Annotated in this window: 14 protein-coding genes; 2 read left to right on the forward strand and 12 right to left on the reverse strand. The window is 73.1% G+C overall.

Annotated elements, in window-relative coordinates; all coding sequences use genetic code 11:
• Positions 1–94 precede the first annotated feature (94 nt).
• Positions 95–844, reverse strand: a complete 750-nt coding sequence (locus ACH5AR_RS22650; RefSeq protein ID WP_396303270.1) for a hypothetical protein — start codon at positions 842–844, stop codon at positions 95–97.
• A gap of 475 nt (positions 845–1,319) precedes the next feature.
• Here ACH5AR_RS22650 and ACH5AR_RS22655 point away from each other — a divergent pair, with 475 nt between their 5' ends.
• Entirely contained in the window at positions 1,320–4,115 is a 2,796-nt protein-coding gene (locus ACH5AR_RS22655) for a hypothetical protein (RefSeq protein WP_396303271.1), read from the forward strand.
• Positions 4,116–4,194: 79 nt separating this feature from the next.
• Here the strand turns inward: ACH5AR_RS22655 and ACH5AR_RS22660 are convergent, their stop codons facing one another.
• From ACH5AR_RS22660 to ACH5AR_RS22670, 3 genes are all read right to left on the reverse strand, one after another.
• A complete protein-coding gene (locus ACH5AR_RS22660; RefSeq protein WP_396303272.1) occupies positions 4,195–5,205 on the reverse strand; it encodes a DUF1648 domain-containing protein in 1,011 nt (336 codons plus the stop codon).
• Positions 5,202–5,549 (reverse strand): GntR family transcriptional regulator, encoded by a 348-nt coding sequence (locus tag ACH5AR_RS22665; protein ID WP_396303273.1) that lies wholly within the window; start codon positions 5,547–5,549, stop codon positions 5,202–5,204. The genes ACH5AR_RS22660 and ACH5AR_RS22665 overlap by 4 nt, the downstream gene beginning before the upstream one ends.
• A gap of 105 nt (positions 5,550–5,654) precedes the next feature.
• Positions 5,655–7,223 carry an oleate hydratase gene (locus tag ACH5AR_RS22670; RefSeq protein WP_396303440.1) on the reverse strand — a complete coding sequence of 523 codons (1,569 nt, stop codon included), beginning with the start codon at positions 7,221–7,223 and terminating at the stop codon, positions 5,655–5,657.
• Between ACH5AR_RS22670 and ACH5AR_RS22675 the strand changes: the two genes are divergently transcribed.
• On the forward strand, positions 7,169–8,755 hold the full coding sequence (locus ACH5AR_RS22675) for a recombinase family protein (protein WP_396303274.1): 1,587 nt from the start codon (positions 7,169–7,171) through the stop codon (positions 8,753–8,755). The two genes, ACH5AR_RS22670 and ACH5AR_RS22675, sit on opposite strands and share 55 nt — an antisense overlap.
• Before the next feature lie 72 nt (positions 8,756–8,827).
• Here ACH5AR_RS22675 and ACH5AR_RS22680 read toward each other — a convergent pair whose 3' ends face one another.
• From ACH5AR_RS22680 to ACH5AR_RS22715, 8 genes are all read right to left on the reverse strand, one after another.
• A complete protein-coding gene (locus ACH5AR_RS22680) occupies positions 8,828–9,022 on the reverse strand; it encodes a hypothetical protein (RefSeq protein WP_396303275.1) in 195 nt (64 codons plus the stop codon).
• A complete protein-coding gene (locus ACH5AR_RS22685) occupies positions 9,019–9,615 on the reverse strand; it encodes a hypothetical protein (RefSeq protein ID WP_396303276.1) in 597 nt (198 codons plus the stop codon). Before ACH5AR_RS22685 ends, ACH5AR_RS22680 begins: the two co-directional genes overlap by 4 nt.
• Entirely contained in the window at positions 9,599–9,760 is a 162-nt protein-coding gene (locus ACH5AR_RS22690) for a hypothetical protein (protein WP_396303277.1), read from the reverse strand. Before ACH5AR_RS22690 ends, ACH5AR_RS22685 begins: the two co-directional genes overlap by 17 nt.
• Positions 9,757–9,939 carry a hypothetical protein gene (locus ACH5AR_RS22695; RefSeq protein ID WP_396303278.1) on the reverse strand — a complete coding sequence of 61 codons (183 nt, stop codon included), beginning with the start codon at positions 9,937–9,939 and terminating at the stop codon, positions 9,757–9,759. The genes ACH5AR_RS22690 and ACH5AR_RS22695 overlap by 4 nt, the downstream gene beginning before the upstream one ends.
• A gap of 58 nt (positions 9,940–9,997) precedes the next feature.
• Positions 9,998–11,047 (reverse strand): hypothetical protein, encoded by a 1,050-nt coding sequence (locus ACH5AR_RS22700; protein ID WP_396303279.1) that lies wholly within the window; start codon positions 11,045–11,047, stop codon positions 9,998–10,000.
• A 215-nt stretch (positions 11,048–11,262) separates the two neighbouring features.
• On the reverse strand, positions 11,263–11,523 hold the full coding sequence (locus tag ACH5AR_RS22705) for a hypothetical protein (protein WP_396303280.1): 261 nt from the start codon (positions 11,521–11,523) through the stop codon (positions 11,263–11,265).
• A gap of 296 nt (positions 11,524–11,819) precedes the next feature.
• The gene (locus tag ACH5AR_RS22710; protein ID WP_396303281.1) at positions 11,820–12,266 is read right to left on the reverse strand and encodes an endonuclease domain-containing protein; all 447 of its coding nucleotides are present in this window, start codon (positions 12,264–12,266) and stop codon (positions 11,820–11,822) included.
• Positions 12,256–12,807, reverse strand: coding sequence for a DNA polymerase (locus ACH5AR_RS22715; protein ID WP_396303441.1), 552 nt, complete (start codon positions 12,805–12,807; stop codon positions 12,256–12,258). The genes ACH5AR_RS22710 and ACH5AR_RS22715 overlap by 11 nt, the downstream gene beginning before the upstream one ends.
• Positions 12,808–12,843 lie beyond the last annotated feature (36 nt).

Below are 12,843 nucleotides of genomic sequence, written 5' to 3' on the forward strand. Positions count from 1 at the left end.
CGTTCTCCCGTGGCTGGGCATCCGTCACCGACCGCCCTGGCGGCGGTTCATGGTGCGCATGGTAACGGTCGCCCGGCGGAGGGATGACAGGGCCTCAGGCGTGCGCCTCCGGAGGGGCCGGGTCGAGCGCGACGGCACCCGGCTGACGGGGGAGCGCGGTGGGGCCGGTGTCGCGCCGGCCGTGCGCCGCCAGTTCGAGCGCGGCGCCCGTCCAGGCGAAGCCGAAGGCCCAGGTGGCCAGCCACTCGCCCAGGTACAGCGGCCGGACCTGCCAGCCGGAGCCTAGGCCCGTCGCCTCGGCCAGGACGGCGAGCGCCGGGCCGGCCAGGATCACCACCCCGGCCACCAGGTAGGCCGTGCCCACCCGGGCCGGCTGGGCGGAGCGGGGGTTGCGGAAGGAGTGGAAGCAGAACATCGCCAGCATGACGAACAGCAGGCCGGCGAAGACCAGGTGGAACACCCCGACGGTGCGGTCCAGGCCGGAGCCGCCCCCGGTGTACGTCGGGCACAGCGCGACCCCGAGCGCGAAGAACCCGGCCGCCGTGCTCCAGCGGTCGTCCCGGCGGTCGTAGCGGTAGCAGATCAGGAACACCCCGAGGGCGCACAGCGCGCCGACGAAGACGTTGCGGGTGTCGGAGTAGTACGAGGCGCTCATCGAGCCCGGCCAGAAGCCGTCGGTGCTGCGCCCCGTCACCACGGCGGCCAGCCAGTTGCCGAACGGCAGGGCCGGCGGCAGCAGGATGCCGATCAGGCCGACGCCGAGGCGCAGGATCGCGATGGTCCGGACGTCCTGGGTGCTCTGCCGGGCACCGGGGAAGTCCTGCGGGCGTGTGTCGTGGGTCACGGACGCCTCCTTGCCTTTCGCACGGGCCCGCGGGCCCGATGGTCCTCCGGTCGCGGGGGCGGGGTGGGCGGTGTCGGACGGGCGCCGCCACACACCTGAACGACCGTCAACTTGTGTACCCGCATCGGCGTTCGAAGGCACCACCGGTTCGAGCGGTTTGGGCCCCCGACGACCGTCCGGAGCACCGCGGGCGGCCCTCTTCCACGGACGGGGCGGCGTCGCCGGTTCAACTCCCCGCGCGGCCGCCGGACCACGGCCCCCACCAGCCCCGACCGCCCCTGGACGGGCCGGAACCGATCGGTGCGATCCCCTTCCGGACGGCGGTCCGGTCTGACAGCATCGACCGCTGTCCGACCCGTCGCCGGTGGCCCGTGCGCGCTGCCCGGGTGCGCTGCCCGCACGAGGCGTCCGGCACGAGGTGTCCACCCGCGGCCGACCGCAGTCCGCCGCCCCGCCGCGCCCCCGTGGAGGAGACGTGACCGCCAATGCCGGTGCCCCCGGGGCCGCCCACCGCCCGGCGCGCTGGGTCCGCACCCGGCTGCGCGCGAGCCCGGCGGCCGCGCTGCTGACCGCGCTCCTCGCCTTCGTCACCGTCCTGCTGGCCGTGGCCGTCCCCCGCGTCGTGGACCGGGACGCGGACGCGGCGCTGCGGGACCACGTGCGCCGCACGGGCATCCACGCGACCAGCCTGCACGTCACCTCCTGGGCCCGGCCGACCGACACCGCCGAGGCCCTCGACGCCGTCGACCACGAGCTCGTCGCCCGGGTCGGCGGGCGGCTGCCGCTGTCCCGGCCGGGGCTGGCGCACGGCGCCGTGGCCGCGCCCGCCGCGATGGGGAACCCGGGCTACCGCCGGCTCGGCGAGAGCGCCCCGAGCACGCTCTCCCTGGTCCACCTGGCCGGCCTCGCCGACCGGGTGACGCTGACCGAGGGCAGCTGGCCGGGGCCCGCCCCCGCCGGGGGCCCGCTGCCGGTCGTGGTGAGCCGGACGGCCGCCGAGCTGATCGGCATGAAGGTCGGCGACGTCATCGACGGCGGCGCCGGCCCCGACACGGCGGCGACCGCCGTGGTGACCGGCCTCGTCCGGGTCGACGACCCGCTGGACCCGTTCTGGACGGGCATCGGCTGCCCGGACCGCCCCTGCCTGAACATGGACGCGGGGCACGGCAACTGGCTCGCCGCCACCGGCTTCGTCGACGGCGGCAGCCTGGCCGCGCTCACCCGCTGGAGCCCGTCGGTGCAGGACTTCTGGCGGCTGCCCCTCGACCCCGCCCCGCTGCGGGCCGACCGGCTGGAGCGCACCCGCGCCGACGTGCTGCCCTTCCTGGCCGGGCCGAACGCCGTGGACCTCGCCGCCGCGACCGGCCGCACCGACCTGCGGACCGTCTCGACCCTGCCGGCCGTCCTCGCCGGGGCGGCCGAGCGCTACCGGGCCGCGACGGTGCTGAGCGCGATCGGCCCGGCCGGCGCCGCGGGCACCGCCGTGGTCGTGCTGTGCCTGGCCGCCGCGCTCGGCACCGACCGCCGCGCCGCCGAGCTGCGGCTGCTCCGCGCCCGCGGCTGCTCGCGCGGCGGCGTGCTGCTGCGGTTGCTCGGCGAGGGCGCCGTCACCGTGCTGCCCGCCGCCGGGCTCGGGGCGACGGCCGCCCTGGCGCTGCTGCCCACCCCGCGCTGGGGCCCCGCGCTGGCCGCGGGCGTGGCCGCGACCCTGCTCGCCCTGCTCGCCTTCCCGGCCCGGGCGGTGCTGGTCCGGGACCGCCCCCGGCCGGCCGCCCGGGGGCGCCGGGTGGTCGGCGAGGCCGTGCTGCTGGCCGTCGCCGCCGTGGCGGTGGCCGAGGCCCGCCGGCGCGGCGTCGGCCACCCCGGCCGGGTGGCCGACCCGCTGCTGGTGGCCGCCCCGCTGCTGCTCGCCGTCGCCGGCGGCCTGCTGCTGGCCCGGATCGAGCCGGTGGTGACCGGCCGGCTGGCCGCGCTGGCCGGCCGGGGCCGGGGCCTGGTCGGCTTCCTCGGCCTCGCCCGGGCCGCCCGGGACGGGACCGGGCGCCGACGGCCCCGCGCCCTGCCGCTGCTCGCCCTGCTGATCGCCGTCACCACGACGGGCTTCGGCGCCACCCTGCTCGCCTCGGTGGACCAGGGCAGGCTGCACGCCGCGCGCGTCGCGACCGGCGGCGACATCGCCGTCTCCGTCCCGGAGTACGCGACCCTGACGGAACCGTTCCTCCAGGCCGCGGGCGCCCTGCCGCAGGTCCGCGGCGCGACCGCCGTCCGGGTGGACCCGAGCGCCCGGTTCGTCGGCGCCGGCCCGAACGACTACACCACGGTGACCCTGGTCGTCGCCGAGCCGACCGCGTACGCGGAGATCGCCCGCACCCTCGGGGCCGGCGGGTTCGATCCGGCCGCGCTCGCCGGCGCCCCCGGCGGCCCGGAGACCCCGGTGCCCGCGTTGTTCAGCAGCGCCCTGGCCGCACGGCTGGCCGCCGGCGCGCCGACGGTGCACCTGTCCACCGCCGGCGAACTGCGCACCACCGTCGCCGGGATCGTCGCCGCGACCCCGGCGCTGCCCGATCCGGAACGGCCGTTCGTCGTGGTGCCCAGCGGCCCCGCCGTGGAACGCCTGCCGGAACTGGGCCGGTGGAACCGGTGGCTGGCGGTCGGCGACGGCCTCGATCCCGAGCGGATCCGCTCGCTCCTGCGGGACCGGGGGCTGGTCGAGCCGACCGGGGTCGACAAGCTCGTGGCGGAGGAGGCCGCGGCGGCCGGCCGGGGCAGCCACCGCCTGCCGCCGGGCTACCGGGTGGGCAGCAGCCGCGAGTTCGCCGCCCAGCTCGCCGGCGACCCCCTGCCACAGGCCGCCGGGCGGCTGTTCCGGTACGCGGCCCCCGCCGCCGCCGGATTCGCCGTCCTCGCCGTCCTGCTGACCCTGCTGCGCGCCGCGCCCGAGCGCACGGCGCTGCTCGCCCGGCTGCGCACCATGGGCCTGCGGCCCCGGCAGGGGATCGCCCTGATCCTCGCCGAGGCGCTGCCGCGGACCCTGGTGGCGGCCGTCGGCGGCGGCGCGGTGGCGGTCGCGGCGGCCGCCCTGCTGGGGCCGGCCTTCGACCTGTCGACCCTGGTCGGCGCCGGTACGGGCGGCTCCCTCGGCCCCGCGGCGCTGCCGGTGCTGCTGCCCACGGCGGGCCTGGCGCTGGCGGCCTGCCTCGGGGTGGTGCTGGAGACGCTGGTCGCCGGACGGCGGCAGGTCGCCACCGAACTGCGCGTGGGGGAGCCGTGACGGTGGTCCGGCCGGGGCCCGGGGCGGCTCGGTCGGGGGCCCGGGCGGTTTCGGCCGCGGGCCCCGGCCCGGCGGGGGTTCAGCCGACGGGCCGACGGCTGCGTGCGATCACCGTGTTGAGCAGGGCGGCGCCGCGCTCGGCGTCGTCGACGCTGACCGCGAAGTCCGCGCCCCGGCGGGTACGGACCACCAGGCAGTCGCCCCCGCGCAGCATCACGGTGGTGCCCAGCCCGTTGACCCGGTAGCCCCACCCGCCCGCCTGGCCGGCGGTGCGCCGCTCGACGCGGGCGGACTCCAGCTCGCCGGGGGACCAGTGGCGGGCCGGCCGGCCGAAGGGGCCGAAGCCGACGGTCAGGCCGTGGTCGGTCACCCGCACCCGCACCGAGGAGCAGAGGAGCACGGCGAGTGCCGGGAGCGCGAGCAGCAGCACCAGCGGCCAGCCCACGGCGGCCACCCCGCTGACGACGGCCGCCGCCGCCGCCACCGCGACCAGTCCGAGCACCGCCGACACCAGTTGCAGCCACGGGTTGGCGGCCGGGGAGAGCCAGACGACCCGTTCGCCCGCCGGCACCTCCAGCACCGGTGCCCCGGCTACCGGGCGGGGGTCAATCCGCCCGCCGTAGCGGCGGCTCGCCAGCAGGGCCAGCGCCCCGGCGGCGCCGGTGGTCAGCAGGACCAGCGCCACCTCGACGCCCATCGGCGCGGCGTCCTGCCAGCGGGCGCGGTCCAGGTTGGCGTGCACGATGGAGGCCTGCGCCCCCGTCAGCAGCACCCCGCCGGTCGCCAGCGTGGTCGACGCGGCGCCGGGCGCCCGGGTGCCCGGGTACCGCCGCAGGAACAGCGCGACCAGCACCAGGACCGCCCAGAACACCACCGGGAAGAGCACGGCCGCCGTCAGCGACATCGAGCCGTCGGGGTCCCGCCCGCTCCAGTGGGTGGCCAGCGGGTCGGGCAGCCGGTGGCGGGCCGTCAGCGGCAGCGCCACCAGCAGTCCCGCCACCCCGACCGCCCAGGCCGCCCCGGCCCAGACCGCACCGCGGTGCGGGGGCCGCTGCGCCGCCTTCGTCGTGGTCGTCCCCTCGTCCGTCACGAGATCCCCCTGATCATGTCCACGAGATCGTTCCTGCTGTAGCCGGCCCGGGCCGCGTCCTCGACCAACGCCCGTACGCGGTCCACCAGTTCGGACCGGGTGTCGGCGCCGGTCGCGATCGTGATGCCGCGGCCCCGGCGGAACTCCAGCACCCCCTCGTCGCGCAGCGTGCGCAGCCCGCGAAGCACGGTGTTGGTGTTCACCCCCAGGGCCAGCGAGAGCTCCCTGGCCGGGGGCAGCTTGTCCCCGGGGGCGCACTCGCCCTCGGCGACGGCCCGCCTGATCGCGCCGGCGACCTGTTCGTGCAGCGGTCGGGTGTCCCCGATGTCCAGCTTCAGCAACATGGTGCTAATGACGATAGCACCATCCCTGTCCCGGAACGGGGCCGGGGCGCGCGGCAAGGCCCCGGCCCGGGCCTCCCGCGCGCCCCGGACGCGCCCTGGGGCCGGCTACTTCCGCTCGTCCTCGATCAGGCCGAACTCCTGCATCAGCTCGCCGATCTCGGTGGCCTCCAGCCGGCGCAGCAGCCGCTTGCGCAGGAACTCGGGCCCGGGCAGGTCGAGTTCGGCGCCGTCCCGGAGCCGGGTGGTGGCGGCGAGCAGCTTGCGCACGTCGTAGGTGGAGTTGAACACCTCGGGCACGCCGCGCTCGACGCCCAGCAGCCGGTAGACGGCCTCCATGCCGGTGCGCACGGAGTACTCGGTGGTGAAGATGCAGTCCCGGGTGGTCTCCGCGAACTGGCCGATGAAGGCGAAGTTGACGGCGCCCTCCGGCACCACGTCCGGCCTGTCGCCCGCGTGCCGGGGCAGGAAGAAGGACGTCACGTACGGCATCATCACCGGCACGCAGCGGGCGGCCTCGGCGGCCAGCTCGGGGATCTCCTCGACGGGCACGCCCAGGTGGTACAGCCACTCCCGGGTGATCTCCTCGCCCGTGCACTCCTGCATCGGCTTGCGCACGAAGTCGCCCGGGCGGTCGACGAACAGCCCGTAGACCCAGGCCACGATCTGGTCGGCGGGCTGCTGCTTGAAGTGCGGCTGGCGGTTGACCGTCCAGCTCATCAGCCAGGAGGAGTCCCGGGCGGTGACGATGCCCCCGGTGACCACGCCGCCGCTGAACGGGTCGCGCTTGGCGACCTTCTGGATGTAGCGCGGGATGCGCGCGTCCAGGGTGGTGACCGTCGCCGACTCCCACTTGCTCCGTTCGATGTCCCCGCAGAACACCTCGGGGCGGCCGAAGGACGGGTTCTTGGCGGCGATCCGGCGCCACAGGTCCCAGGCCGGGGCCGGGCCCTCGTTCAGCCGGGCCGGGGTGTGCTGGTCGCCGTCGTCGGAGTTCTCGGTGAGCGAGCCGATGGTGGTGAACACCAGGTCGTCCGGGCCGAGGTCCACCCCGCCCTCCCGGCCGGCCTCCCGCCAGTGGATCCGGGTGGCCTGCTTGCGGCCGGGGGCGTCGGCGGTGCCGGGCGCGAGGTCGAAGTCGATGTCGGTGACCTCGACCTCGTAGCGGAACCGCACACCCTGGTCCATCAGCCAGCGCGTCAGCGGCAGGACCATCGACTCGTACTGGTTGTACTTGGTGAACTTCAGCGCGGACAGGTCCGGCAGGCCGCCGATGTGATGGATGAAGCGGTGCAGGTAGAGCTTCATCTCCAGCGCGCCGTGCCACTCCTCGAAGGCGAACATGGTGCGCCAGTACAGCCAGAAGTTGCTCTCCAGGAAGTTCCGCGAGAAGACCTCGTCGATCCGCTTGCCCTCCAGCTCCTCGCGGGTCGCGAGGAAGACGCGGACCAGGTCCTTCTGCGCCTTGTCGTCGAGTGCGAACAGGCCGTCGGTGCGGGCGTCCCGGCCCTGGCGCTCGGTGACCCGCTGGAGCGAGAAGTTCGGGTCGTCCTTGTTAGGCGAGTGGACACCCCTGCACCTTGCGAGTTGCGGGGGTCTCCACCTGACAGGACGGTGGAACTGTGGCGGGCACGAACAGCAATGATCTTCCCTTGGTTGACCTTCTGCTCCGCAAATCGCAAGAGGTCCGGGGGGTTGCCACCCGTGACATCCTGTCGATCAAGGCCCAGGAACGACGCGGGCGCGAGTGGGCCCGAGAGAATGGCTATCAAGTCCGACGCGTCTGGCGCGAGAACGTTTCGGCCTACAAGCGCACCGTGAAGCGGCCGGACTTTGACGCGGCTGTTCATGCGCTGCTTGTCGGCGACACGGACGCGCTCTGGGTTTACGACTCGTCGCGATACTCCCGCAAGGGTGCGGGAGACGTGCTGAAAATCCTGGATGAGCCTGGAAAGCGGCTCATCTTCGACTACAACGGCCTGGACTCGGCGAAGCGGAGTGATCGAAAGTACATCATTCAGAATGCCGAGGAGGATCGGGAGTTCAGTGAGCGCCTGTCTGCGAAGCTGAAAAGCACGAAGGCAGAGCAGCGGGAAATGGGCCTGTGGCTGGGGGCCGCCCCATATGGCACCCGGGTTACCAAGAAGCGGAAGCTCAAGAATGACAAGAACTGGCCCATCATTGAGCGAATCCACTACGAGGCTGCCGATGGGAAGTCTATCCGGCAAATTGCATTCGGGCTTGCGCGTGATGGCATCCCGTCACCGACTGGCGGCCTGTGGAGTCACGGCACCATTAGCAAGATTCTGAGGCACCCGGTTTACCTGGGATGGCAGGCGATCACTGTCAACAGCATCGCGCAGGTCTATCTGAACTCCAAGGGCAAGAAGGTGAAGGTCTTCGCTAAGGGGGCCAAGACGATCCCCCAGGAGGTGTGGGATCGGCATCGCCGTATCGCGGCCGGCGTCGAGCTGCCCGAAGGGTTCGGGGAGCCTCGGAAGGACGAGGCGAAGGGCGATCTCCATCCAATGGCGAGGTTCCCCACCTACTGCGAAGGCTGCGGAGGGCGGGCCACGCTCCGAGGAACAGCCCTCGGGTGCTACCTGGCGGTTACCGGCGGAGAATGCCCTGCCCCTGTCTCGATGAACAGGAATTCGACGTTCATGGAGATCAAGCGGCAGTGGGAAGCTCGTCTCGACGCCAATGATCCGATGGACCCCACGATGCTTGCGGTGGCCAAGGGATGGGCTGCCTTGTCTCAGCCCGAGGAGAGCAACGCGGAGCAAAAGGCTCGCGGGCAGGTGAAGCTCGCGGAGGAGGCCGTGGCACGTCTCGACCGACTGAACGCGGCCGGGGCCTACGGCGGGCGCGACGGCGAGGCTACGTTTGTCAAACTGAGGCGGGCGGCTGTGGAGGACGTCGAAGCAGCCCGCTCGGACTGGGAAAAGATCGCCAAGCCGACCGGGGATATCGGTGTTCTTACTGATCCAGAGCGCAGGGCGAAGCTATGGGAGACCTCTACCAGCGGATACCAGAGGAGCCTGCTGCAACTCGCCATCGACAAGGTCTATCTAAAAAAGGCGGCCTACCAAGGGCAGCGGGTGACGCCCGACCGGATTCGAATCGTATGGAAGACCGTCGAGTTGGCGCGTGATGACGAGCCCGCCAAGCCGACGAAGAGGAAGACCACGACGCCGAAGGCGGCATAACGCAGAAAAGGCCCCCGGTCAGCACTGTTCGAGCAGTGCCGGCCGGGGGCCTTCGTGTGGGTCAGGTGGGGGTCACCACCCGAGGTCTTCGATGTCGGTAGCGAGGTCCAGGGCGATGTGCTCCGGGAGAGGGACGACCGTCCGGGTGAGCTGCCCCGGGGCGGTGTGCTCGGTCTCGATGACGACGACGCGTTCGCCCGCCGGGGTGCGGGCCTCGTAGGCGCGGGCGGCCTGGTGGACGACGGCGTGGATCACGGGGAGGGTCACGCTGCCCCCTTCAGCAGGTAGTTGGCCATGGCGATGCGGGAGGCCACTCCGGCGTCCGGGCCGAGGAGTTCGGAGGCGCGCAGGAAGGCCCGTTCGCGGTCCTCGGTGCCGGGCTGCGGGAGCATGGTGTCGGCGAAGGTCGGCGGCTGGGGCGGGGCGGGCGGCATCTCGGTGATGGCCGGCTGGGGTGCGGTGAGCATGTCGGCCAGGACGGGCTGCGGGAGGGCGGCGGGTGAGGTGGAGCCGCCGGCCGTGAGGTAGGGCTGTCCCTCGTGGCGGGCCTGCTCGGCCTGGCGGGCGGCTTCCATCTCGCCGAGGCGCAGGGCGGCTTCGGCCTCCTCCTGGCGGACGCGCTGGATCTCCTGGAGGGTGGCGCGCGAGCGGGCGGCCGACTGGACCAGGGTGTTGCCCATCGACTCGGCGACTTCGGGGTTGAGGTAGATGGACGTGGTGGTCTCGCCGCAGTGGACGAGCAGGCCGATGTCGCCTTCGGCGTCCACGTGGGTGCGGGCGTAGTCACGCGGGCCGTCGTACTTGCAGGGGAAGCGCTGTTCGCCCAGGCGCACTGTGAACTGCTCAGGTGCGGTCGTCATTGTTCTCTCCGTTCATCAGGAACTCGGCAAGGCGGAGCACGGCGCTCACGCGGGCGTCAAACGGCTGGTCCGGGTAGCCGCGGTTGTTGGTGGCCATATCGGTGACGGTCTTCTGGGCGAGGGCCAGGGCCTCGGCGCGGGTCATCGGCTCCCCCGGGGGAACAGGGCCAGGAAGGCGTGGACTTCGCGGGCGGAGTGTCCGCCGTTGTAGCGGACGCTCTGGCCCTCGCGGGTGACCTCCAGGCGGTAGCCGTCGTGGTCGTCGGGTGTGACGTGCAGGGTCGCGCCGTCGCGCAGGTGGTATGTGCCGGTGGGGTTCTTCATCGCGTGTTCCTTCCGTGGGTGTTCGGAAGGCTTGAGCCGGGGCGGTTAACAGCCCGGTTCACGCCCGGTCCCGGAGCTTCTTCAGGGCGCGGGACCAGGTGGCCTTGACGCTGCCGGGGGTGGTGCCGAGGGCTTCGGCTATGCCGGTGGCGTCGAGCTTCCCGGCGTCGGTGAGCATGGGCGGTCCGTCGAAGCCGAACGCGGCGCGGGCGATGGCCGCCTCGGTCGGCGACATGCCGGCCAGCAGTTCGTTCGTCTTGACCCGGGTGGCGGCGGTGAAGCGGGCGTGGGTCTCGGCGTCGGCGGCGCGGTCGATGATCGCGCCGGTGGCGTGCTTGCCGCGCTTGGTCCCGGTGACGCGAACTCCCTTGCAGCGCACGGCGTCGCGGGAGATGGCGATCGGGTTGAGGGCCAGGGAGGGCTGGAGGTCGGTGCACCAGCCCGCGGTGGTCACGGCGGCGACGACCGGCTGGCCGTCGGTGACGGCCAGGTGCACCCGCGCGGCGCGGGGGGTGGTGCCGAGCGGCGTGTATTCGACCAGGTGGTCCGGGTCCTGCGCGGCGGAGGCTTCGAGAGCGCTCTCCGCCACGCTGGTGATCGGCAGGGGGCGGGTGAGCGCGGCGGCGACGATGTCGGCGTGCTCGGGCGAGAGGCGGCGCTTGGCGTCCAGGCCGGTCACCTCCTCCTTGGCGGCGGTGAAGCACCCGTCGTTGCGCTGGAGGGCGCCCATGAACGCTGCGGCGGAGTCGCGTGTCACGCCCGGGGCGATCTCGCGGGTGGCGGCGGCCCGGCCGTCGAGCTTCGCCCGCTGGTAGGCGTACGAGGTGAACTCGGCGGTGTTCGGGCCGTCGACGTCCCAGGAGTGGATGGCGCGCCAGAAGCTCAGCCGCATCTCCTGGGCGATGTCCTGGGCGGCCTGGTGGCTGTCGCCCTCCATCTGCGCGGCCCGCTTGCGGGAGACGGACCGGGCGATGCCCTCAAGGCCGTTCAGGATCTCCTCGGTGGCCACGCGGCCCCGGTCGAGCTTGCCCATGCCGGTCAGGGCCGGGAGGGGCTTGGGGGTCTGGGCCTGGCGGATCAGGTCAGGGGTGATGCAGGGCGAAGACATGAAACGTCCTTGACATGTACAGAACAGAGAGATGGGCGTGCGGTATCGCGGCGCGGCGGAGCGCAAAAGGGCATGGCGAAGCCGCCGGCCGGCGCTCAGGCCGCGTCAGGGCATGACAAAGCCCCGGCGGGCGCACGGCCGCGTCGGGGCATGAAGAAGCCCCTGCCGGTTCGGGTCAGCCGAAGACAGGGGCGCGAAGGCGGCCTGAGATCAGGTCAGGCCGCGGTGGCTCCCAGGGCACTTCGGCGGGCTGCCGGGGTGCCGGTGAGGGTGAGACGTCGGGAAAACAGGGCCATGCAGCGCGCAAGGCGCGTCAGCAGGGCGCGCAGGGCGTGCACCCGATGGAAGGGGGGCTGCACGGCCAGAGAGGCGTGCAGGTCGGCTAACACGCGCAGCATCCGTCGGATGTGCTCGCGCCCGGCCTCCTCCAGGGGAAGCTCCGCCAGACTGAGGCCGCTGCCGTCGGTGATGCCCATGGCGCGGCGAACTGCCGCCGCCACGGGCGGGGTGATGATCCGTGCCTCCTCCCGCCGAGCCCGGCCGAGACGGCGTAGGTGCCGATGGGAACCTCCCGTGAGGTTCCATCCTCCCCGCCGCATCGTGACTCCTAGTTATGGGTCGCACCCCCTCTGGTGCGACATGCGGGGAGGAGCATAAACATGTGCTCGATCTGTGCTCAAACTGTGAAGAAGGGGTGATTTGCGGCTTTGGTGACGATCAAGCCCGCTACCTGCAAAAATGTAGGCAAAGAGTAGGTAATGTGATCTCTGCCTCATTTGCCGTGTTTGCGTAGGTACTCCGCGCCCCTGTCCAGGCGGGCGGAAGAGTCCCCGAAGTGGCCGAGCGCGCTGTTCTCGCCCCTGCACAGCAGCCTTCTGACGGCCTGTCCGCGAGGCTTGTCGTGGTCGTGGTCGACCACGAGGCGATCCCCGACGGCGGCCGTCTGGCCGCAGATCGCGCACCGCCACCGCTGCTGGCGACCCATCCGCTCGTAGTCGCTCAGCGTGATGCCGTACACCCGGCGCAGCCGGGCGTCGCGGCGCTTGCGGACGACGGCCGGGTCCTTGTTGGCCTTGTGGTTCGCGGCGCGGACGCAGGGGCGGCACACGTTCGCCCGGCCGTTGGGCGCCCGCTTGCGCCGGCCGAACTGCCCAAGAGGCTTCTCGTCGTCGCACACCTCGCAGAACTGCGTGTGCGCGCTCTCCGGTTCACGCCGCATAGGCCCACTCCTTGGGCAGTCCGTAGCCGTCGGCCCAGCTCGGGCCGTAGACCTCGGCGTCGGTGTCCAGCGGGACCCCCAGCAGCGTCATCTTCATGGCTTGCGCGCACGCCTGGGCGACTTCGGCGGCCTCCTTTTTCGGGGCGGTGCCCACGACTTCGTCGTGCACCCACATGGTGAGGTACGGGGTCAGGCCCTGCCGGTCCATGGTGATCAGCGCCTGCCCCATCGTGTCGCGGGCCGTCGACTGGCACGCGTAGGCGACGGACTTGTAGAGCTTGTCGCGGTCCAGGTGGAGCCGCCGGCCGGTGACGGTGGTCATCGTGCAGCCCTCGGCGAGGGCCTGGCGTTGCAGCTTGCGGGCCCACCGCTTGATGCCGGGGAACGCCCGGCCGTAGCGCTGGAGCGTGTCCCGCATGACCTGGACGTCCTGGCCGGTCTGCTTGGCCAGCGTCGCGGGGGGGGGGGGGGGGGGGGGGGGGGGCCCGGCCGGGCCCCCCCCCCCCCCCCGGCCCCGCGGGGAGAACGCCCCCGCCCACAAAAACGCCGCGGCGCCCGCCCCCGGCCAGGCCCCCGC

The sequence above is a fragment of the Kitasatospora sp. NPDC018619 genome (genome assembly GCF_044391605.1).
Lineage (GTDB): Bacteria > Actinomycetota > Actinomycetes > Streptomycetales > Streptomycetaceae > Kitasatospora.

Excerpts from the sequence above, each read along its gene's own strand:
- ACH5AR_RS22705 (WP_396303280.1), bottom strand. The coding sequence starts at position 11,523 with ATGGGCATCACCGACGGCAGCGGCCTCAGTCTGGCGGAGCTTCCCCTG.
- ACH5AR_RS22695 (WP_396303278.1), bottom strand. The coding sequence starts at position 9,939 with ATGAAGAACCCCACCGGCACATACCACCTGCGCGACGGCGCGACCCTG.
- ACH5AR_RS22685 (WP_396303276.1), bottom strand. The coding sequence starts at position 9,615 with ATGACGACCGCACCTGAGCAGTTCACAGTGCGCCTGGGCGAACAGCGC.
- ACH5AR_RS22690 (WP_396303277.1), bottom strand. The coding sequence starts at position 9,760 with ATGACCCGCGCCGAGGCCCTGGCCCTCGCCCAGAAGACCGTCACCGAT.
- ACH5AR_RS22700 (WP_396303279.1), bottom strand. The coding sequence starts at position 11,047 with ATGTCTTCGCCCTGCATCACCCCTGACCTGATCCGCCAGGCCCAGACC.
- ACH5AR_RS22710 (WP_396303281.1), bottom strand. The coding sequence starts at position 12,266 with ATGCGGCGTGAACCGGAGAGCGCGCACACGCAGTTCTGCGAGGTGTGC.
- ACH5AR_RS22665 (WP_396303273.1), bottom strand. The coding sequence starts at position 5,549 with ATGTTGCTGAAGCTGGACATCGGGGACACCCGACCGCTGCACGAACAG.